This window comes from Rhodanobacter sp. IGA1.0 (assembly GCF_040208325.1).
Classification (GTDB): Bacteria; Pseudomonadota; Gammaproteobacteria; order Xanthomonadales; family Rhodanobacteraceae; genus Rhodanobacter; species Rhodanobacter spathiphylli.
Window position 1 is genome coordinate 1165298 of record NZ_CP157948.1, and the last position, 20148, is coordinate 1185445.

Annotated in this window: 18 protein-coding genes and 1 tRNA gene; 14 read left to right on the forward strand and 5 right to left on the reverse strand. The window is 65.6% G+C overall.

Features of this window, described 5'->3' with window-relative positions; genetic code table 11:
• Positions 1-49 precede the first annotated feature (49 nt).
• Together tsf and rpsB are read right to left on the reverse strand one after the other, a co-directional pair.
• Complete coding sequence (tsf, locus tag ABNK63_RS05155; protein ID WP_007804469.1) at positions 50-928, reverse strand: translation elongation factor Ts; 879 nt, start codon at positions 926-928, stop codon at positions 50-52.
• Between the two features lie 101 nt (positions 929-1029).
• Positions 1030-1893 (reverse strand): 30S ribosomal protein S2, encoded by an 864-nt coding sequence (gene rpsB / locus ABNK63_RS05160; RefSeq protein ID WP_007804471.1) that lies wholly within the window; start codon positions 1891-1893, stop codon positions 1030-1032.
• 315 nt (positions 1894-2208) lie between these two features.
• Between rpsB and map the strand changes: the two genes are divergently transcribed.
• From map to ABNK63_RS05175, 3 genes are all read left to right on the forward strand, one after another.
• A complete protein-coding gene (map, locus tag ABNK63_RS05165) occupies positions 2209-2973 on the forward strand; it encodes a type I methionyl aminopeptidase (RefSeq protein ID WP_007804473.1) in 765 nt (254 codons plus the stop codon).
• Between the two features lie 116 nt (positions 2974-3089).
• Positions 3090-5723 (forward strand): [protein-PII] uridylyltransferase, encoded by a 2634-nt coding sequence (gene glnD, locus ABNK63_RS05170; protein WP_350016865.1) that lies wholly within the window; start codon positions 3090-3092, stop codon positions 5721-5723.
• A gap of 60 nt (positions 5724-5783) precedes the next feature.
• A complete protein-coding gene (locus tag ABNK63_RS05175) occupies positions 5784-6233 on the forward strand; it encodes a CopD family protein (protein ID WP_350016866.1) in 450 nt (149 codons plus the stop codon).
• A gap of 73 nt (positions 6234-6306) precedes the next feature.
• Here the strand turns inward: ABNK63_RS05175 and ABNK63_RS05180 are convergent, their stop codons facing one another.
• The gene (locus ABNK63_RS05180) at positions 6307-7323 is read right to left on the reverse strand and encodes an NAD-dependent epimerase (protein ID WP_007804479.1); all 1017 of its coding nucleotides are present in this window, start codon (positions 7321-7323) and stop codon (positions 6307-6309) included.
• 247 nt (positions 7324-7570) lie between these two features.
• Here ABNK63_RS05180 and thrS point away from each other — a divergent pair, with 247 nt between their 5' ends.
• The 9 genes from thrS (at position 7571) to ABNK63_RS05225 (ending at position 15431) form a co-directional block, all read left to right on the forward strand.
• Positions 7571-9472 carry a threonine--tRNA ligase gene (gene thrS, locus ABNK63_RS05185; RefSeq protein ID WP_350016867.1) on the forward strand — a complete coding sequence of 634 codons (1902 nt, stop codon included), beginning with the start codon at positions 7571-7573 and terminating at the stop codon, positions 9470-9472.
• 56 nt (positions 9473-9528) lie between these two features.
• Positions 9529-10053, forward strand: a complete 525-nt coding sequence (gene infC, locus ABNK63_RS05190; protein WP_304437728.1) for a translation initiation factor IF-3 — start codon at positions 9529-9531, stop codon at positions 10051-10053.
• A 312-nt stretch (positions 10054-10365) separates the two neighbouring features.
• On the forward strand, positions 10366-10563 hold the full coding sequence (rpmI, locus tag ABNK63_RS05195) for a 50S ribosomal protein L35 (protein WP_007512063.1): 198 nt from the start codon (positions 10366-10368) through the stop codon (positions 10561-10563).
• A gap of 11 nt (positions 10564-10574) precedes the next feature.
• Positions 10575-10934, forward strand: coding sequence for a 50S ribosomal protein L20 (gene rplT, locus ABNK63_RS05200; RefSeq protein WP_007804486.1), 360 nt, complete (start codon positions 10575-10577; stop codon positions 10932-10934).
• 257 nt (positions 10935-11191) lie between these two features.
• On the forward strand, positions 11192-12187 hold the full coding sequence (pheS, locus tag ABNK63_RS05205; RefSeq protein WP_350016868.1) for a phenylalanine--tRNA ligase subunit alpha: 996 nt from the start codon (positions 11192-11194) through the stop codon (positions 12185-12187).
• A 97-nt stretch (positions 12188-12284) separates the two neighbouring features.
• On the forward strand, positions 12285-14663 hold the full coding sequence (gene pheT / locus ABNK63_RS05210; RefSeq protein ID WP_350016869.1) for a phenylalanine--tRNA ligase subunit beta: 2379 nt from the start codon (positions 12285-12287) through the stop codon (positions 14661-14663).
• Between the two features lies 1 nt (position 14664).
• A complete protein-coding gene (gene ihfA, locus ABNK63_RS05215) occupies positions 14665-14964 on the forward strand; it encodes an integration host factor subunit alpha (protein ID WP_007804491.1) in 300 nt (99 codons plus the stop codon).
• Positions 14945-15301, forward strand: coding sequence for a MerR family transcriptional regulator (locus tag ABNK63_RS05220; protein WP_007804493.1), 357 nt, complete (start codon positions 14945-14947; stop codon positions 15299-15301). The genes ihfA and ABNK63_RS05220 overlap by 20 nt, the downstream gene beginning before the upstream one ends.
• A 53-nt stretch (positions 15302-15354) precedes the next feature.
• A tRNA-Pro gene (locus ABNK63_RS05225) sits at positions 15355-15431 on the forward strand.
• 137 nt (positions 15432-15568) lie between these two features.
• On the opposite strand, the gene serA is transcribed toward ABNK63_RS05225, so the two are convergent.
• Positions 15569-16801, reverse strand: a complete 1233-nt coding sequence (serA, locus tag ABNK63_RS05230) for a phosphoglycerate dehydrogenase (protein ID WP_007804496.1) — start codon at positions 16799-16801, stop codon at positions 15569-15571.
• Between the two features lie 119 nt (positions 16802-16920).
• On the opposite strand from serA, the gene ABNK63_RS05235 reads away from it, so the two are divergent.
• Entirely contained in the window at positions 16921-18315 is a 1395-nt protein-coding gene (locus tag ABNK63_RS05235) for an FAD-binding oxidoreductase (protein WP_350016870.1), read from the forward strand.
• Positions 18316-18403: 88 nt separating this feature from the next.
• Positions 18404-19363 carry a prolyl aminopeptidase gene (gene pip / locus ABNK63_RS05240; protein ID WP_350016871.1) on the forward strand — a complete coding sequence of 320 codons (960 nt, stop codon included), beginning with the start codon at positions 18404-18406 and terminating at the stop codon, positions 19361-19363.
• Positions 19364-19477: 114 nt separating this feature from the next.
• Here the strand turns inward: pip and upp are convergent, their stop codons facing one another.
• On the reverse strand, positions 19478-20122 hold the full coding sequence (gene upp, locus ABNK63_RS05245; RefSeq protein ID WP_007804504.1) for a uracil phosphoribosyltransferase: 645 nt from the start codon (positions 20120-20122) through the stop codon (positions 19478-19480).
• Positions 20123-20148 lie beyond the last annotated feature (26 nt).

Sequence of the window (20148 nt, forward strand, 5' to 3'; positions counted from 1 at the left end):
GGCCGCGATTGCTCGCGGCCTTTTCGTCGTGCAACGACTTGCGGGGGGTTCAGCCCTGCATCGCCTTGGCCACTTCGGCCAGGTAGTCTTCCTGCACCTTCTCGATGCCTTCGCCAACCGCCAGGCGAGCCACCGAGATGACGTCGGCGCCTTCCTTCTTCAGCGCTTCAGCCACGGTGACGTTGGTGTCCAGCACATAGGGCTGGCCCAGCAGGGTCACTTCGGAGACGATCTTCTGCACCTTGCCGGAGATGATCTTCTCAAGGATGTCGGCCGGCTTGGCCTTTTCCTTGTCGGACATCAGGCTCAGCGCGATGTCCTTTTCCTTGGCCAGGAATTCCGCCGGGACGTCCTCGGCGCGGATGTGCGCCGGGTTCATCGCGGCGACATGCATCGCGATGCCCTTGGCCAGCTCCTCGGAGCCACCCTTGAGCGCCACCAGCACGCCGATGCGGCCGCCGTGGGTGTAGCTGCCGATCACGCCGTCATTCTTGACGACCGCCATGCGGCGCACGTCGATCTTTTCGCCGATGGTGGCGATCAGGCTCTTGGCGGCTTCCTCGACGTTGCTGGCACCCGGGAAGGGAGCAGCCTTCAGTGCGTCGATGTCGGCGGCGCCGGAGTTCAGCGCGACGTCGGCGACGGTGTCGCTGAACTTCAGGAAGCTCGCGTCCTTGCCCACGAAATCGGTTTCGCAGTTGATCTCGACCAGCACGGCCTTGCCGGCGCTCTGGGCGGCCACGATGCGACCTTCGGCAGCGATGCGGCTGGCCTTCTTGTCAGCCTTGGCCAGGCCGGACTTGCGCAGCCATTCCATCGCGGTTTCGATGTCGGCGTTGTTCTCGACCAGGGCCTTCTTGCATTCCATCATGCCGGCGCCGGACCGCTCGCGCAGCTCCTTGACCAGTTGTGCGGAAATATTGCTCATCGTCAATCCTCTAATGCTTGGATGGCGCGGTGGCGAACGGCGCCGCCGCGCGGTGATCTCGGGCAGGGCCTGACGGCGGTCGGTGACCGCCGTCGGCGCGCTTACCTGGCGTCGTTGCGCGAACCACGACCGCCGTCACGGCCACCATCACGACCGCCTTCGCGGCGCGGGGCGGACTTGCGCGGGGCGGCTTCGCGACGCGGGCGGTCGATCTTGGCGACCGGGTTGCCTTCCTCGTCCAGCTCGACGAAGTCGTTGCCGTCGCCCTGGGCGGCGGCCGGCGCGGCGGCCTTGCCTTCCAGGATCGAGTCGGCAGCGGCGCGGGCGTACAGCTGGATCGCGCGGATCGCGTCGTCGTTGCCCGGGATGGCGTAGTCGACCAGTTCCGGGTTGTAGTTGGTGTCGACCACGGCGATCACCGGGATGCCCAGCTTCTTGGCTTCCTGCACGGCGATGTCTTCGTGGCCGATGTCGATCACGAACAGCGCGTCGGGCAGGCGGTTCATGTCCTTGATGCCGCCCAGCGAAGCCTGCAGCTTGTCGCGCTCACGGCGACGGGCCAGCACTTCGTGCTTGACCAGCTTGTCGAACGAACCGTCGGTCTCGGCCGCTTCCAGCTCCTTCAGGCGCGAAACGGACTGCTTCACGGTGCGGAAGTTGGTCAGCATGCCGCCGAGCCAGCGCGAGGTGACGAACGGCATGCCGGCGCGTGCGGCTTCCTCGGCCAACGGCTCGCGGGCCGAACGCTTGGTGCCGACGAACAGGATGGTGCCGCGCTTCTGCGCCAGGCCCGACAGGAAGTTCATCGCGTCGGTGAACAGCGGCAGGGTCTTTTCGAGATTGATGATGTGGATCTTGCCGCGGGCGCCGAAGATGTACGGAGCCATCTTGGGGTTCCAGTAACGGGTCTGGTGACCGAAATGGACGCCGGCTTCCAGCATCTGACGCATGGTGACTTGTGCCATGGGGTGTCGCTCCGATTGTCGGTTCCCTCGAGAAGGAACCTGGGGGTTGGGACCTCCACGCATCCCCGGCTTCGACCGCGACTGGCCCGATCTTGATGGTGGGCAAGGCGCGGCACCCCGAAGGCGGTGCCGATGCGTGTGTGGCGTTGGTTTGGGTGTTGTACCGCGGAGGGTTACAATTCCCGTTCGCTTTGCGCTGGCCACTGCAGATATCGAGCTGTGGGGCCTGCAAAACTCCGAAATTGTAGCCGGTACGCCGGTAGTGCGGCAAGTCGCTGGATTTATTTGGCTTTTGCCGCCACATGAGTGGAACCGATGGCCATTACCCTGAAATCCCCGCAAGACCTCGAAGGCATGCGCGTCGCCGGCAAGCTGGCCGCTGAAGTGCTGGCGATGCTCAAGGACTACGTCAAACCCGGCGTCACCACCGAAGAGCTGGACCGGCGTGCCTACGAGCACATCGTCAACGTGCAGAAGGCGATCCCCGCCAATGTCGGCTACCACGGCTTCCCCAAGACCTTGTGCGCCTCGGTCAACCACGTGATCTGCCACGGCATCCCGAACGAGGGCAAGGTGCTCAAGGATGGCGACATCGTCAACCTCGACGTTACCGTGATCAAGGATGGCTGGCACGGCGATACCAGTCGCATGTACATCGCCGGCACCCCGTCGGTGCTGGCCAGGCGGCTGGTCGACACCACCTTCGAGGCGATGATGCGCGGGATCGAGGCGGTGCGCCCGGGCGCCACGCTGGGCGACGTCGGCCATGCGATCCAGCAGCATGCCGAGGCGGCCGGTTTCAGCGTCGTGAAGGAGTATTGCGGCCACGGCATCGGCAAGATCTACCACGACGAGCCGCAGGTGCTGCACTACGGCAAGCCGGGTACCGGCATCGAACTGAAGAAGGGCATGACCTTCACGATCGAGCCGATGATCAACGCCGGCAAGCCGCAGACCCGCCAGTTGCCCGATGGCTGGACCGTCGTGACCAAGGACCACTCGCTGTCGGCGCAGTGGGAGCACACCATCGCGGTAACCGACGACGGCTTCGAGATCCTCACGGCGTGGCCGGATGCGTGAAGCGGTAGCGAGTGCCGAGGAGTGAGCGGGAGTCAGGCGCGCGGCGCTGGCGCCGAATGCCATGGAGACATGGCAGACTGTTTTCTCTCACTCCTCTCCACTCGTTTCCCGCTCCCATGAATTCAGCGCTTCCCCCTTTGCCGCGCCTGCCGGTGGCGGTGCCCCGTTCGGGTGTCTCCACCGAGGCAAGGCGTGCGCTGCGGCAGTTGCTGGGTGATGTCGATCGGGCGCTGGCCACCGCGTTCCGCGACGGCGCCGATGCCAGCATGCTGGCACGCCGTCGCGGCGAGTCGGTGGCGCGTGTCGTCGCCCACGTGTGGATGGCCTGCCTGGGCGAGGTTGCTGGCACCGCATTGTTCGCGGTCGGCGGTTTCGGCCGCGGCCTGCTGTTCCCCTGCTCCGACGTGGACCTGCTGGCCCTGGCGGAGGCACCGGAGCCGGCGCGCCTGCGGGCCCTCGAACAGTGCTTCGCCACCTTGTGGGACATCGGCCTCAAGGTCGGTCATGCCGTGCGTGATCCCGCCCAGTGCCGCGCGCTCGCGGCCCGGGACGCCAGCGTGTTCACCAGCCTGCTGGATGCGCGTCGGCTGGCGGGAGATCCGGAAATGGAAGGCGTTTTGCGCGCGATCGTCGATGATCCGGCGCTGTGGCCGCCACGCGAGTACCTGGCCGCGCGGCTGGCCGAACGCAACGCGCGCCATGCGCGTTACGACGACACCGCCTACAACCTCGAGCCGAATCTGAAGGACGGCCCCGGCGGCCTGCGCACGCTCGATTCGCTGCGCTGGATGGGGCGACGGCTGGCGCACGCCAATGATCTCGCCGACATGGTCACCGAGGGCCTGCTCGACCCGGCGGAACAGTCGGTGCTGGAGGAGTCCGAGGCGACCCTGCGCCGCTATCGCTATGCGCTGCACCTGGAGGCCGGGCGCGCCGAGGAGCGGCTGCTGTTCGACTACCAGCGGGCGCTGGCCGAACGACTGGGCTTCGAGGACGAACACGCCAAGAACCTGGGCGTCGAGCAATTCATGCAGGGCTACTACCGCGCGGCCAGCCAGGTGGAGCGGCTGGGCGTGCAGGTGGCCGAACGGTTCGAGGAAATGCTGGAGGCGCCCGGCGAGGCCTTGCCGGTGGGCGAGGCGTTCGTGCGCTACGGCACGCGGCTGGCGGCGATCGACCCGCAGCTGTTCATGCGCCGTCCGGCCGCGCTGGTGGAGATCTTCATCGCCCGGCTGGACCAGCCGGGGGTGGTCGGCTTCACCGCCGATTCCATGCGCCGCATCCATCAGGCCACCGCCGTGCATGGCGATGCTCTGGCCGACGATCGCGAGGTGCTGGCCGCCTTCCTGCGACTGCTGCGTCGCGGCGCGCCGGCGGTGGAGGCGTTGTGGCGGATGAACCGGCACGGCCTGCTGGCGGCGATCCTGCCCGCGTTCGGCAAGGTGTTCGGGCGCATGCAGTACGACCTGTTCCATGTCTACACGGTCGACGAACATACCTTGCGCGTGCTGCGCAACCTGGCGCGGTTCGCCGACCCGGCGGCGCAACGCGAGTTCGCACTGGGCTGCGAGATATGGGCCAGCCTGCCCACGCCAGAAGTGCTGCTGCTGGCGGGCCTGTTCCACGACATCGCGAAGGGGCGCGGTGGCGATCACTCGCTGCTGGGCGAGGAGGATGCGCGAGCCTTCTGCAGCCGTCTGGGGCTGCCGCCCGCCGATGTCGAGCGCGTCGCCTGGCTGGTGCGCCACCATCTGCTGATGAGCACCACGGCGCAACGTCAGGACATCACCGACCCGGACGTGGTGCACCGTTTCGCCGAGGTGGTCGACAACCGCGAGCAACTGGGGCAGCTCTACCTGCTGACCGTGGCGGACATCATCGGCACCAGTCCGCGCTTGTGGAACGGCTGGAAGGACCGCCTGTTGGCCGACCTCTACACCGGGACCCGCTATGCATTGCGCAGCGATGTCCAGTTGCCCCGCGATATCGGCCAGCGCGTGCGCGACTGTTCCGAATATGCACTGGCGCTGCTGCTGGACCAGGGGTTTGCCGAGGCCGACGTGATCCGCGTGTGGGCCGACTTCCCGCAACTCAGTTTCCTGCGCCACCGGCCGGAGCAGATCGCGTGGCAGACCGCTGCCATCCTGCAGGCCGATGGAGCGGTGCCGCTGGTGGCGGTGCATCCACTGTCGGTGCGCGGCAGCACCGAGCTGTTCGTCTGCACGCCCGACCGGGATGGCCTGTTCGCCACGGTGACTGCCGTGCTGGATCGTCTGCGCTTCTCGGTGATGGAGGCGCGCATCCTCAGTTCGTCGACCGGCATGGCACTGGACACCTTTCTACTGCTCGATGCAGACAGCCAGCAGCCGGTCAGCGCGGCCCGCGCCCAGGAATTGCAGCAACGGCTGCAGCGCGCGCTGGCGCAGTCGGCGGGCGTGCAGCCGAGCAAGCGCGGCATGTCGCGCCATCAGAAGCATTTCCAGATGACCCCGCGGATCAGCTTCCACGCCGCCGGCGACCGGACCCAACTGGCGCTGGTCGGCACCGATCGGCCGGGCCTGCTGGCCGCGGTGGCCCAGGTGATGTCGAGCACCGGGGTGCGCGTGCACGACGCCCGCATCGCCACGTTCGGCGAGCGCGTCGAGGACTTCTTCCAGCTCACCGACCGGCATGACGAGCCACTCGATGCAGGCATCCAGCAACGGTTGCTGCAGGCCCTGCTGGAACGCATGGGACCCGCATCGGCCTGAGCGGCGGGGCCGCGTTATCATGCCCCTCGCTGCATGCCGCAGCGGCCATCCGTTTCCGTCATGACCTACCTGCTGATCAAGTCGCTGCACCTGCTGTTCGTGATCGCCTGGATGGCCACGGTGTTCTATCTGCCGCGGATACTGGTGAACCTGGCCGAAAGCGCCGGCGAACCCGTGGTGCAGGCGCGCTTGCAGCTGATGGGCCGGCGCCTGTACAAGTTCGGCCACAACATGTTCGGCCTCGCCTTCGTGTTCGGCCTGACCCTGTGGCAGGGTTGGCGGGTATTTCCGCAAAGCTTGCCGAACGTCGCCTCGGGCATGCACTGGATCGACGCCAAGCTGACCCTGGTGGCGCTGCTGCTGGCGTATTTCATCTGGGCTGGCCGCATGCTCAAGAACAACGCGAAGGGTGCGGCGCTGCCGTCATCGAAGGCCCTGCGCTGGCTCAACGAACTGCCGGTGCCGCTGCTGCTGGCTGTGATCTGGCTGGTGCTCGCCAAGCCGTTCTGAGCAGGAGTGAGTGGAGAGGAGTGAGAAGTGAGAGTTGCTTCGACCCGGCTCTTCTCTCACTTCTCACTCCTCTTCACTCACTCCTCGCGCCCTGGTATTCCCGATACCACTCGGCAAATTTCGCCACGCCGTCCTCGATCGAGGTGCTCGGCGCATAGCCCACGTCGCGGCGCAGCGCCGACACGTCGGCCCAGGTGTCGGGCACGTCGCCGGGCTGCATCGGCAGCAGGCGTTTTTCCACGCTGCGCCCCAGGTTCTGTTCCAGCAGTTCGATGAAACGCAGCAGCTGCACCGGCTGGTCGTTGCCGATGTTGTAGACGCGATAGGGCGCGTTCGACGTGCCCGGATTCGGCAGCTCGGCGTCGTAGGCGGGGTCGGGCGTGGCCGGCTGATCCAGCGTGCGGATCACGCCTTCCACGATGTCGTCGATATAGGTGAAGTCGCGGCTGTGGTGGCCATGGTTGAACACGTCGATCGGCTCGCCGCGGCTGATCCGGTCGGCGAACAGGATCGGCGACATGTCCGGCCGACCCCACGGTCCATACACGGTGAAGAAGCGCAGGCCGGTGGTCGGGATGCCGTACAGATGGCTGTACGTGTGCGCCATCAGCTCGTTCGCCTTCTTGCTGGCGGCATACAGGCTGACCGGGTGGTCGACCGCATCCTCCACCGCGAACGGCAGTTTGCGGTTGGCGCCGTAGACCGAGCTGGAGGAGGCATAGACCAGGTGCTCGACGCCGCCGTGGCGACAGCCTTCGAGAATGTTGACGAAACCGGCCAGGTTGCTTTGCACGTACGCGCGCGGGTTGACGATCGAATAGCGCACGCCGGCCTGGGCGGCCAGGTTCACCACGCGCTGCGGCTTGAAGTCGGCAAACGCCTGATCCACCGCCTCGGCATCGGCCAGGTCGGCGCGCTGGTGGCTGTAGTTGGGGTGGTCGATGAAACGGGCCAGGCGCGCTTCCTTCAGTGCCGGGTCGTAGTAGCTGTTGTGGTTGTCGAAGCCGTGGACCACGTCGCCGCGTGCCAGCAGGCGCTGGGCCAGGGCGGCGCCAATGAAGCCGGCGGTGCCGGTAACCAGGATGCGCATGGAAAGTCCTCGGAAGATCGGGCTGCATTCTATCGCGCACCTCGCGCGCGCCGCCCCGAAAGCGGAGGATTGACAGCCGATTTGGGCTAAACTAGCGTTTCTCCAATCCACAAGATCAAGGTGGCCCGCGTCACGCCGGCCGAGTGTGCGACATGGCAACTACCCGCTGCTCCCGCTGACCCCGCCACGCCTTGTGCTTTTTGAAGAAGGGCGGATGCCCTTTTTTGCTTTTCAGAGAACGCTTCCCATGATCGAGATCACGCTACCCGACGGCAGCAAGCGGCCGTTCGACCATCCCGTCACCGTGCAGGACGTGGCCGCCTCGATTGGCGCCGGCCTGGCCAAGGCGACCCTGGCCGGCAAGGTCGACGGCAAGCTGGTCGATGCCAGCTTCCCGATCGAACACGACGCCAGCCTGCAGATCGTCACCGAGAAAAGCCCCGAGGCGCTGGAGATCCTGCGCCATTCGACCGCCCACCTGATGGGGCAGGCGGTGCAGCGGCTGTTCCCGGGCGCGCAGGTCACCATCGGTCCGGTGATCGACAACGGCTTCTACTACGACTTCGCCTACGAGCGCCCGTTCACCCCGGACGACCTGCCGAAGATCGAGGCGGAGATGCACAAGCTCGTCGCCGAGCAGTTGCCGGTGACCCGCAGCGTGAAGTCGCGCGACGAGGCGGTGGCGTTCTTCCGCGGCCTGGGTGAGAACTACAAGGCCGAGATCATCGAAGGCATTCCGGCCGACCAGGACCTGTCGCTGTATTCGCAGGGCGAGTTCACCGACCTCTGCCGCGGTCCGCACGTGCCGAACACCGGCAAGCTGCACTCGTTCAAGCTGATGAAGGTGGCCGGCGCGTACTGGCGTGGCGATTCCAACAACGCGATGCTCAGCCGCATCTACGGCACCGCCTGGCTCAACGACAAGGATCTGAAGGCCTACCTGTTCCAGCTGGAAGAGGCCGAGAAGCGCGACCATCGCAAGATCGGCAAGCAGCTCGACCTGTTCCACCAGCAGGAGGAAAGCCCCGGCATGGTGTTCTGGCACCCGAACGGCTGGGCGATCTGGCAGCAGGTCGAGCAGTACATGCGCGGCGTGTACAAGAAGAGCGGCTACCAGGAGGTGCGTTGCCCGATGGTGCTGGACGTGTCGCTGTGGAAGCGCTCGGGCCATTGGGACAACTACGCCGAGAACATGTTCTTCACCGAGTCGGAGAAGCACACCTTCGCGCTGAAGCCGATGAACTGCCCCGGCCACGTACAGGTGTTCAACACCGGCCTGCACAGCTACCGCGAGCTGCCGATCCGCTACGGCGAGTTTGGCGGCTGCCATCGCAACGAGCCGTCCGGCGCGCTGCACGGCATCATGCGCGTGCGCGCGTTCACCCAGGACGACGGCCACATCTTCTGCACGCCCGAGCAGGTCGAGGCGGAGGTCACCGCGTTCCATCTGCAGGCGATGAAGGTCTATGCCGACTTCGGCTTCACCGACCTGGCGATCAAGCTGGCGCTGCGCCCCGAAAAGCGCATCGGCTCGGACGAATTCTGGGATCGCACCGAGGAAATGCTGCGCAATGCGCTGGGTGCCGCCGGCGTGGCGTGGGAGGAGCTGCCGGGTGAGGGTGCGTTCTACGCGCCAAAGATCGAGTACCACCTGAAGGACTCGATCGGTCGCGCCTGGCAGGTCGGCACCATGCAGGTCGATTTCATGATGCCGGAGCGGCTGGACGCCGAATACGTCGACGAACACTCGCACAAGCGGCATCCGGTGATGCTGCACCGGGCCATCGTGGGTTCGATGGAGCGCTTCATCGGCATCCTGATCGAGCACCACGCCGGCCTGCTGCCGGCCTGGCTGGCGCCGGTGCAGGCGGTGGTGTTCAATATCACCGACGCGCAGGCCGATTATGTCCGCGAAGTCACGCAAACCCTTGTCGACAAAGGTTTCCGGGTACAATCGGATTTGCGCAACGAGAAAGTCGGCTATAAAATCCGCGAACATACGATGCAGAAAGTGCCGTACCTGCTCGTGGTCGGTGACCGCGAGAAAGAAACGGGGTCGGTTTCTGTGCGTACCCGTTCCGGTGAGGACCTGGGCAGCATGAAGCTGGCCGATTTCATCGAGCGACTGGAGACCGAAACCCGGCGCTGAGCGAAAACGCTCAGCCCTGGCGGTCAGTGACATTACTTCTTCTGGAGGATCGTGGTATCGCAACCACCGACAACAAGGGCAATCGTCGTAACCTGGAAATCCGTGTGCCGCGGGTGCGTGTCATTGGTGCCGATGCGGAACAGCTTGGCATCCTGACCCGTGACGAGGCACTGGCGCTGGCGCAGGAAGCCGGCATGGATCTGGTCGAGATCCAGCCCAACGGCGATCCGCCGGTCTGCCGCATCATGGATTACGGCAAGTTCAAGTTCGAAGCCCAGAAGAAGGCGCAAGCCGCCAAGAAGAAGCAGAAGCAGGTCGAGATCAAGGAAGTGAAGTTCCGTCCGGTCACGGACGTGGGCGACTACCAGATCAAGCTGCGCAACATGCTCCGCTTCCTGGAAGAGGGCGACAAGGTCAAGGTCACCATCCGCTTCCGCGGTCGCGAGATGTCGCACCAGGATCTGGGCCAGAACCTGGCCAAGAAGATCCAGGAAGACATCGGCGAGAACGGCCAGGTCGAGTCCTTCCCGCGTCTGGAAGGCCGCCAGATGGTCATGATGATCGGGCCCAAGAAGAAATAGGCTGCTTGCTTTTGTGGGAGTTCGCTGGCGGGCGATGCTCTTCGTGTCGCTGGGCTTACAGGCGTCGTTTCCATGAACTGTGGGCGAACTCCGCACCCTCACCTCGATCCTCTCCCGAAGGGAGAGGAGGCCATCGTCAGCACTTCGTGCTGGCGTTTGGCTTGATGAACCCGTATGATCACGGGTTCGACCCGCCTGGATGGGTCGTGCACCGATCATGGCAGGACGGAAAGCGTGGCTCTCGGGGTCACCGCCAGATCAGTCAGAAACCGGGACGTCCACATCGGAGTCGTCCCACTCAAGGAGCATTCCATGCCCAAGATCAAGACCAACCGGGCGGCTGCGAAGCGTTTTCGCAAGACCGCATCGGGCAAGATCAAGTGCGGTCACGCGTTCAAGTCGCACATCCTGACCAAGAAGTCGACCAAGCAGAAGCGTGGTCTCCGTGCACCGAACCACCTGAAGGCGTGTGATGCGCCCGGCGTGGCTCGCATGCTGCCCTACTTGTAAGGAGATAGACCATGGCTCGTGTAAAGCGTGGCGTCACCGCCCGTCGTCGCCACAAGAAAATCATCGGCCGCGCGAAGGGTTACTACAATGCCCGTCGCAAGGTCTTCCGCGTAGCCAACCAGGCCGTCATCAAGGCTGGCCAGTACGCGTACATCGGCCGCAAGCAGCGCAAGCGCCAGTTCCGTGCCCTGTGGATCGTGCGTATCAACGCCGCCGCTCGCATGTTCGGCCTGTCCTACAGCCGCCTCATCAATGGCCTCTCCAAGGCCGGCATCACGGTGGACCGCAAGGTTCTCGCCGATATCGCCGTGCACGACATCAAGGCTTTTGGTGTGATCGCCGAGAAAGCAAAGGCCAGTCTGGCTGCTTGATCGTCGGGCGCTCCTGCGCCAGCACGATATGATGTAAAGCAAGCGGGGAGGAGGCCACAGCCTCCTCCCCGTTTTCGTTTGGACAAAGGTTTTTTGCGGTTGCCTCCTCCCCACCTTGGGGGAGGGCCGAGGTGAGGGTACGGGTACTTGCCCTGACTTCAACCGGAGCGTGCTCCGGTCAGGCGACAACGCAAGAGTGGCTCCTCAACCCACCCTCTCCCTGAAAGGGGAGTGGAAGCAGCGAGAAGTGCATCACTATGGACGATCTGGACAGTCGCGCTGCAAAAGCGCTGATGGATATCGACAAGGCCGACACGCTGGATGCGCTCGAGGGGCTGCGCGTGGGCCTGCTGGGCAAGAGCGGCATCGTCACCGCTGCGCTGAAGACGCTCGGTGCACTGGCGCCGGACGAGCGCAAGGCGCGCGGCGCCGAGGTGAACCGGGTCAAGGAGCAGTTGGCCGATGCGCTGGCGGTGCGCAAGCGGGTGCTGGAGCAGGCCGAGCTGGAACGTCGGCTCGCCTCCGAGAAGCTCGACATCAGCCTGCCCGGGCGCGACGGCGAGCGCGGCGGCATCCACCCGATCACCCGCGCGCTGGAGCGCATCAGCGCGATCTTCGCGCGACTGGGCTACCAGCGTGCCGACGGTCCGGAGATCGAGGACGACTGGCACAACTTCGAGGCACTGAACTTCCCGCCGCACCATCCGGCGCGCGCCATGCACGACACCTTCTACTTCGGCGACGGCCGCCTGCTGCGCACGCACACCTCGCCGGTGCAGATCCGCTCGATGGCCGGTCGCCAGCCGCCGATCCGGATCATCGCGCCGGGCAAGGTCTATCGCAGCGATTCGGATCAGACCCATTCGCCGATGTTCCACCAGATCGAGGGATTGCTGATCGATGAAACCTCCAGTTTCGCCGACCTCAAGGGCACGCTGGCCGAATTCATCCGTGCATTCTTCGAGCGCGATTTCGAGATGCGCTTCCGTCCCAGCTACTTCCCGTTCACCGAGCCGTCGGCCGAGGTGGACATCCGCTGGGACGCCGAGGATGGCTCGACGCGCTGGCTGGAGGTTCTGGGCTGCGGCATGGTCCACCCGAACGTGCTGAAGAACTGCGGCATCGATCCGGAGCGTTATACCGGCTTCGCCTTCGGTCTCGGCGTGGAGCGCTTCGCGATGCTGCGCTACGGCGTTTCCGACCTGCGGGCGTTCTTCGACAACGATCTGCGGTTCCTCAGGCAGTTTGCCTGAGAAGTGAATCGGGAATAGGGAATTTGGGAATGGTAAAGGCAGCGGCCTGCGATCTTCCGATTCCCCATTCCCTACTCCCCATTCCCGGACTTCAAACATGAAATTCTCCGAAAACTGGCTGCGCGAACTGGTGGATGTGCAGGCTGACCGAGCCGAACTGGCCCATGCATTGACCATGGCCGGTCTGGAAGTGGAAGAGCTCACGCCGCTGGGCGACGACCTGGCAGGCGTGGTGGTGGCTGAGATCGTCGCCGCGGAAAAGCATCCCGAGGCGGATCGCCTGCAGGTCTGCAAGGTGGAGGCAGGGCAGGGCGAGCCGCTGCAGATCGTCTGCGGCGCGCCGAATGCGCGCGTGGGCATCAAGGTGCCGCTGGCGATGGTCGGTGCGAAGCTGCCCGGCGACATTTCCATCAAGGCGGCGAAACTGCGTGGCGTCGAATCGTCCGGCATGCTGTGCTCGGCGAAGGAGCTGGGCATCGATGCCGATGCGTCGGGCTTGCTGGAGCTGCCGCTGGACGCACCGATTGGCCAGCCATTGGCGGATTACCTGGGACTGCCTGACGCCAGCTTCGAGCTGAAGCTCACCCCGAACCGTCCGGACTGCCTCGGCCTGGTCGGTCTGGCCCATGACGTGGCCGCTCTTTTCGGGAGCGCCGTGAAGGTGCCGGCTCAGGTCAGCGTGCCGGTCACCAGCGAAGCGCGCCGTGGCATCCGCCTGGAGGCCGGCAAGGATGCGCCGCGCTACCTCGGTCGCATCATCGAAGGCATCGACCCGGCCGCGCGCACGCCGCTGTGGCTGGCCGAGCGCCTGCGCCGTGCCGGCCTGCGTCCGATCAGCGCGGTGGTCGACGTCACCAACTACGTGATGCTGGAGCTGGGCCAGCCGATGCACGCGTTCGACAATGAGGCACTCGAAGGCGACATCGTGGTGCGCCACGCCCGCGCCGGCGAGACGCTGAAAATCCTCGATGGCAGCGAGGCGAAGCTCGATCCGGGTTTCGTGCTGATCGCCGACGAGGCGAAGGGTCTGGCGGTGGCTGGCGTGATGGGCGGCCACGATTCGCGGGTCACCGACACCACGGTCGACATTTTCCTGGAATCCGCGCACTTCGCGCCGGCCGCCATCATGGGCCGCGCGCGCAAGCTGGGCCTGCACACCGATGCCTCGCACCGCTTCGAGCGCGGCGTCGACCCGGAGTTGCCGCGGCGTGCGCTGGAACGTGCCAGCGAACTGCTGCTGGCGATCGCCGGCGGCAAGGCCGGGCCGGTGCTGGTGGCGGAGAACCTGGCCGACCTGCCGACGCCGGCGGCGGTGACCTTGCGCCGTGCGCGCCTGCAACGCGTGCTGGGTGTCGCGGTGGCCGATGCCGAGGTCGCGCGCATCTTCACCGCCCTGGGCATGCAGGTGGTGACGGTGGCCGCAGGCTGGCAGGTCACCGCGCCGAGCAGCCGCTTCGACATCGAGCGCGAGGAGGATCTGGTCGAGGAAGTCGCCCGGATCTTCGGCTACGACAACATCCCCACGGCCACGCCGGCTGGCGCGCTGACCCTGGCGGTCGAGCCGGAGGCAAGGATCAACGAGCTGGCCTTGCGCGAGCAACTGGCCGCTCGCGGCTATCACGAAGCGGTCAACCTGTCCTTCGTGGCGGCCGAGCTGCTGGCAAGCTGGGGTTTCCGCCAGAACCTGGTGCCGCTGGCCAACCCGCTGTCCGCCGACCTTGCGGTGATGCGGCCATCGCTGCTGCCCGGGTTGATCGAGGCCTTGCGCCACAATCGCGCACGCCAACAGGAGCGGGTGCGCCTGTTCGAGGTGGCGCGGGTGTTTGCCGCCGGCGATCCTCCGCTCGAAACTCCCAGCCTGGCCATCGTGGCCTGTGGCAACGCGCGTGCCGAGCAATGGGGCGAGCCGTCGCGGGCACTGGATTTCCATGACCTCAAGGGCGACCTCGACGCCCTGATCGCCTGGGGTGGCGAGCCGCAGCGCTGGTCGGTGCATGCCGACGGCCTGCCGGACTGGCTGCATCCCGGACGCGCTGCCCGGGTGGCCCGCGATGGCGAGACGGTGGGGTATCTCGGCGCGTTGCACCCGCAACTGGCCAGGACGCTGGACCTGGGTGCTGACGTGCACGTGCTGGAACTGGCGCTGGAGCCCGTGCTGCAACGCCGCGTGCCGCAGGCGCGAGCGGTGCCACGCTTCCCGCTGGTGCGTCGCGACATCGCGATCGACGTGCCGGAAACGGCGCCCTGGTCACAGATCGGGCAGGTGGTTCGCAGCACGCTGGGCGAGCGGCTGAAGGAACTGCGGCTGTTTGACCGTTACAGCGGCAAGGGGGTCGAAGCAGGCCGAAAAAGTCTCGCTATGGGCTTGATTTTGCAGGACGCTTCACGCACCCTTACTGACGACGACGCGGACCGTTGCGTACGAGAAGCGATAGCTGCGTTGGAGCAAACATGCAAGGCGAAGTTGCGAGGATGAGATGGCGCTGACCAAGGCGGAAATGGCCGAGCGGCTATTCCTCGATGTGGGCCTCAACAAGCGTGAGGCGAAGGAATTCGTGGACGCCTATTTCGAGGTCGTTCGCGGAGCGCTGGAAAACGGCGAGCAGGTGAAGTTGTCCGGTTTCGGCAATTTCGACCTGCGCCTGAAGAACCAGCGACCAGGGCGCAATCCCAAGACCGGCGAGGAGATTCCGATCTCCGCCCGCCGCGTGGTGACGTTCCGACCGGGACAGAAACTCAAGGTAAGAGTCGAGGGCTATGCTGGATCAAGGGAATAACACCGAACTGCCTGCCATCCCGGCCAAGCGCTATTTCACCATCGGTGAGGTCGGCGAGTTGTGCGGTGTGAAGCCCCACGTCCTGCGTTACTGGGAGCAGGAGTTTCCGGCCCTCAACCCGGTCAAGCGTCGCGGCAATCGTCGCTACTACCAGCGCCACGACGTGCTGATGATCCGCCAGATCCGCTCGCTGTTGTATGACGAGGGTTTCACCATCACCGGCGCGCGCGCGCGGCTGGAGGGCCCGCAGGCCCGGATGGAAGCAAGCATGTCGCACCAGATCGTGCGTCAGGTGCGGATGGAGCTGGAAGAAGTTCTGACCCTGCTGCGTCGCTGAAGGCTTCCGAACATGCCGTGCAAGCTGCTAGACTTGCCAGCTTGCCGTTTCGTCGGGGCGTAGCGCAGCCTGGTAGCGCATCTGCCTGGGGGGCAGAGGGTCGTCGGTTCGAATCCGGCCGCCCCGACCAATTGGCAAGAAATTAAAAAAGCGCCCTTGGGCGCTTTTTTGTTGGGAACGGGGAACGGGGAACGGGGAACGGGGAACGGCAGAGCATCGCCGCTTCGCATCTGTTCCCCATTCCCTGTTCCCCGTTCCCCGCCTCACTCAATACAGCACCCGGCTGCGCAAGGTGCCCGGAATCGCGGCCAATTGCGACTTCAGCTGGTTGGCCTGTGCCTCGTCGGCGCTGACGTCGATCACCACGTAGCCCACTTCGCTGTCGGTCTGCAGGAACTGGGCGTCGATGTTGATGTTGCCGGCCGAGAACAGCTCGTTGATCCGCGACAGCGTGCCCGGCACGTTGCGGTGGATGTGCAGCAGGCGGCGGCTGTGCGGGTGTTCGGGCAGGGTGACTTCGGGGAAGTTCACCGCCGACAGGGTCGAGCCGTTGTCGCTGTAGCGGACCAGCTTGCTGGCCACCTCGATGCCGATGTTGTCCTGCGCCTCCAGCGTGCTGCCACCGATGTGCGGGGTCAGGATCACGTTGTCCATGCCCAGCAGCGGCGACACGAACGGGTCATCGTTGCCCTTCGGTTCGACCGGGAACACGTCTACCGCGGCGCCGGCCAGGTGGCCGTCGCGCAGCGTCGCGGCCAGCGCGTCGATATCCACCACGCTGCCCCGCGAGGCGTTGATCAGCATTGCGCCCGCGCGCATCCTCGCCAGCTGTTCCTGGCGGATCATCAGCTGCGTGGCCGGGGTTTCCGGCACGTGCAGGGTGACCACGTCGGAACGCTCGAGCAGGTCGTCCAGGCTGGCTACGGCACGGGCGTTGCCCAGCGATAGCTTGGTCTCGATGTCGTGGAAGATCACCCGCATGCCCAGGCTTTCGGCCAGCACGCCGACCTGGGTACCGATGTGGCCGTAGCCGACGATGCCCAGCACCTTGTCGCGTGTTTCGTAGCTGCCGCTGGCCGACTTGGACCAGCCGCCACGATGGCACTGCGCATTCTTCTGCGGAATGCCGCGCAGCAGCATGATGGCCTCGGCAATCACCAGCTCGGCCACGCTGCGGGTATTGGAGTAGGGCGCATTGAACACCGGCACGCCGGCCCTGCGTGCGGCGCCCAGGTCCACCTGGTTGGTGCCGATGCAGAAGCAGCCCACGGCGATCAGCCGCTTGGCGTGGCCAAGCATCTCGTCGGTCAGCTGGGTGCGTGAGCGGATGCCGACGATGTGCGCGTCGCTGATGCGTTGTCTCAGCTCGGCTTCCGGCAGCGACTTCGCATGCAGTTCGACCTGGCTGTAGCCCGCCCGATGAAACACGTCGACCGCACTGGCGCTGACCCCTTCCAGCAGCAATACCTTGATGTCCTGGCGGGGGTAGGAAGTCTGCATGGTTCGTTCCCTGGGAGTGAGAGGCGGGTCAGGCCAGAGTAGGCGAGGATTTGCGGCACCGCAACACTGGACTCGCCAGCGTGCGGCTGGCAGTCTTTGCGGACACTTGGAGCCGAAGCATGTCCGATCCCCGTCTTGCCGACCTGTCATGTCGTCTGCCCGAGCTGCGCCTGCTCACGGCCGCAGGCGACCTCGAACATTACGGACGCGACTGGACCCGCCGCTGGATTCCCGCCCCCCTGGCGATCGCGTTGCCGGCCACGGTGGACGAGGTGCAGGTGATCGTGCGCTGGGCGAACGAGCATGCCGTGGCGATCGTGCCTTCGGGCGGGCGCACCGGTCTTTCCGGTGGCGCGGTGGCGGCGAACGGGGAGCTGGTGCTGAGCCTGGAACGGATGAACCGGGTGCTGGATTTCAACGCGGTCGATCGCACGCTGACCGTGCAGGGGGGCATGATCCTGCAGCAGGTGCAGGAGGCGGCGCGGGGGCACGGCCTGTTGTATCCGGTCGATTTCGCCGCCCGCGGATCGTGTTCGATCGGCGGCAACATCGCCACCAATGCCGGAGGCATCCGGGTGATCCGGCATGGCAACACCCGCGAGTGGGTCGCCGGGTTGAAGGTGGTGACCGGCGGCGGCGACCTGCTCGAACTCAACCGCGGCCTGGTCAAGAATTCCAGCGGCTACGATTTTCGCCAGCTTTTGATCGGTTCGGAAGGCACCCTGGGCATCGTGGTGGAGGCGACGCTGAAGCTGACCGATCCACCGCTGCCGTCACAGGTGATGCTGCTGGCGCTGCCGGACATGGATGCGCTGATGGAAGTGTTCGCCCTGTTCCGCGCGCAGCTGTCCCTCCAGGCGTTCGAGTTCTTCACCGACCAGGCGTTGCAGCACGTGCTGGCGCACGGGGCGCAGCGGGCGATCGATGGCGAGCACCCGTATTACGTGGTCACCGAGTTTGATGCCGTCGACGAACAGCAACGGGAAGCCGCGCTGGGCGTGTTCGGGCAGGCGCTGGAGCGGGGCTGGGTCAGCGATGGCGTGATCGCCCAGAGTGAGGCCCAGGCGGCTGCGTTGTGGCGCCTGCGCGAGGGGATTACCGAAAGCCTGGCGCCGCGACGGCCGTACAAGAACGACGTGTCGGTGCGCATCAGCGCGGTGCCGGGTTTCCTGTGCGAGATGCAGGCCTTGCTGGCGAACGAATACCCCGGCATCGAGGTGATCTGGTTCGGCCACATCGGCGACGGCAACCTGCACATCAACGTGCTGCGGCCACACGACCTGGACGAGCCGGCCTTTCTTGCCCGCTGCGAGAAAGTCACCCGGCTGCTGGCGAACACCCTGCATTGCCACGGCGGCAGCATCTCGGCCGAACACGGCATCGGCCTGGTCAAGCGGGCCTATCTCGAAAGCACCCGCAGTGCGGCGGAAATCGCCCTGATGCGGGGCGTGCGCAAGGTGTTCGACCCACGGGGCATCCTCAACCCCGGCAAGCTGTTCACCGAGAGCTCGTGAGTTTTCAGGCTCCCGCAGGCACCGGTTCAAGGCTCAAACTGCGCCCATGCTAATCTCGACGGCTGTTCGTTGATCACGAGGAGCCCTCATGCCGTCGCCGCTGCTGCGTTCGCTGTATCCCGAAATCGAGCCGTTCGACAGCGGCATGCTGCGGGTGTCGCCGCTGCACACCTTGTACTACGAGCAGAGCGGCAACCCGAACGGCAAGCCGGTGGTGTTCCTGCATGGCGGCCCGGGCGGCGGCACGAATCCGAAATGCCGGCGCTTCTTCGATCCGGCGATCTACCGCATCGTGCTGTTCGACCAGCGCGGCTGCGGCAAGTCGACGCCGCATGCCGAGCTCACCGACAACACCACCTGGGACCTGGTCGCCGACATCGAACGCGTGCGCGAGCACCTGGGCATCGATCGCTGGCAGGTGTTCGGCGGATCGTGGGGTTCGACCCTGGCGCTGGCCTATGCGCAGACGCATCCGGACAAGGTCACCGAGCTGGTGCTGCGCGGCATCTTCATGCTGCGCCGCGCCGAGCTGGAATGGTTCTACCAGAGGGGCTGCGACGCGCTGTACCCGGACGCGTGGGAAACCTATCTCGCCGCGATACCCGAAGTCGAACGCGGCGACCTGATGAGCGCCTACCATCGTCGCCTGACCAGCGAGGACGCGAAGATCCGTACGGACGCGGCGCGTGCGTGGTCGGTATGGGAGGGCGCCACCAGCTTCCTGTGGCAGGACAAGTCGCACATCGAATCCAGTGCCGAGGACGAATTCGCGCTGGCGTTCGCCCGCATCGAATGCCACTACTTCGTCAATGGCGGCTTCTTCGAGCACGACGACCAGCTGCTGCGCAACGTCGACCGCATCCGCAACATCCCGGCGGTGATCGTGCAGGGGCGCTACGACGTGGTCTGTCCGCTGCGCAGCGCCTGGGACCTGCACCGTGCCTGGCCGGAGGCCGAGCTGCACATCGTGCAGGACGCCGGCCATTCCGCGTTCGAGCCGGGCATCCTGCACGAACTGGTGGAAGCGACCGACCGCTTTGGAAGTTGAGCGCCATGGGCGCTCCTCATCTTTTCCTCTTCCACCGGGGAGGGGGCAGGGTGAGGGTCGGGGTGGCGAAAAGGTGATCGAAGTTTTCTTGGCAACCCAAAGCCGACGGGCGGGTCAGTCGTTCGCCGGCAGCTGCTTGGTGCCGAAGATCTTGTCGCCGGCGTCGCCGAGGCCGGGCAGGATGTAGCCGTTCTCGTTGAGGCGCTGGTCGATCGAGGCGGTGTAGATCTCGATGTCGGGATGGGCGGCGGTGATGCGATCCAGGCCTTCCGGCGCGGCGACCAGGAACAGTCCCTTGATGCGCCTGCAGCCAGCGGCTTTCAGCATGTCGACGGTGGCGACCAGGGTGCCGGCGGTGGCCAGCATCGGGTCGACGATCAGTGCGATGCGCTCGTCCATGCGGCCGGTGAGCTTCTCGTAATAGGTGACCGGCTTCAGTGTCTGTTCGTCGCGTTGCAGGCCGACCACGCTGACCTTGGCCGCGGGGATCAGGTCGAGCACGCCCGGCAGCATGCCCAGGCCCGCGCGCAGGATCGGCACGATGGTGATCTTGCGGCCCTTGATCCGGTGAACCTTGATCGGCCCGGCCCAGCCCTCGATCTCTTCCTCGACGGTTTCCAGGTCCTTGGTGGCCTCGTAGGTCAGCAGGGCGGCGACTTCGGAGGCCAGTTCGCGGAATTCCTTGGTGCTGATGCCGGCACGGCGCATCAGGCCCAGCTTGTGCTGGATCAGCGGGTGGCGGACTTCGACGATCTTCATGGGCAGAGGCTTCACTGGCGGGCGCG

Coding starts and splice junctions, on each gene's coding strand:
- tsf (WP_007804469.1), bottom strand. CDS start 928: ATGAGCAATATTTCCGCACAACTGGTCAAGGAGCTGCGCGAGCGGTCC.
- rpsB (WP_007804471.1), bottom strand. CDS start 1,893: ATGGCACAAGTCACCATGCGTCAGATGCTGGAAGCCGGCGTCCATTTC.
- map (WP_007804473.1), top strand. CDS start 2,209: ATGGCCATTACCCTGAAATCCCCGCAAGACCTCGAAGGCATGCGCGTC.
- glnD (WP_350016865.1), top strand. CDS start 3,090: ATGAATTCAGCGCTTCCCCCTTTGCCGCGCCTGCCGGTGGCGGTGCCC.
- ABNK63_RS05175 (WP_350016866.1), top strand. CDS start 5,784: ATGACCTACCTGCTGATCAAGTCGCTGCACCTGCTGTTCGTGATCGCC.
- ABNK63_RS05180 (WP_007804479.1), bottom strand. CDS start 7,323: ATGCGCATCCTGGTTACCGGCACCGCCGGCTTCATTGGCGCCGCCCTG.
- thrS (WP_350016867.1), top strand. CDS start 7,571: ATGATCGAGATCACGCTACCCGACGGCAGCAAGCGGCCGTTCGACCAT.
- rpmI (WP_007512063.1), top strand. CDS start 10,366: ATGCCCAAGATCAAGACCAACCGGGCGGCTGCGAAGCGTTTTCGCAAG.
- rplT (WP_007804486.1), top strand. CDS start 10,575: ATGGCTCGTGTAAAGCGTGGCGTCACCGCCCGTCGTCGCCACAAGAAA.
- pheS (WP_350016868.1), top strand. CDS start 11,192: ATGGACGATCTGGACAGTCGCGCTGCAAAAGCGCTGATGGATATCGAC.
- pheT (WP_350016869.1), top strand. CDS start 12,285: ATGAAATTCTCCGAAAACTGGCTGCGCGAACTGGTGGATGTGCAGGCT.
- ihfA (WP_007804491.1), top strand. CDS start 14,665: ATGGCGCTGACCAAGGCGGAAATGGCCGAGCGGCTATTCCTCGATGTG.
- ABNK63_RS05220 (WP_007804493.1), top strand. CDS start 14,945: ATGCTGGATCAAGGGAATAACACCGAACTGCCTGCCATCCCGGCCAAG.
- serA (WP_007804496.1), bottom strand. CDS start 16,801: ATGCAGACTTCCTACCCCCGCCAGGACATCAAGGTATTGCTGCTGGAA.
- ABNK63_RS05235 (WP_350016870.1), top strand. CDS start 16,921: ATGTCCGATCCCCGTCTTGCCGACCTGTCATGTCGTCTGCCCGAGCTG.
- pip (WP_350016871.1), top strand. CDS start 18,404: ATGCCGTCGCCGCTGCTGCGTTCGCTGTATCCCGAAATCGAGCCGTTC.
- upp (WP_007804504.1), bottom strand. CDS start 20,122: ATGAAGATCGTCGAAGTCCGCCACCCGCTGATCCAGCACAAGCTGGGC.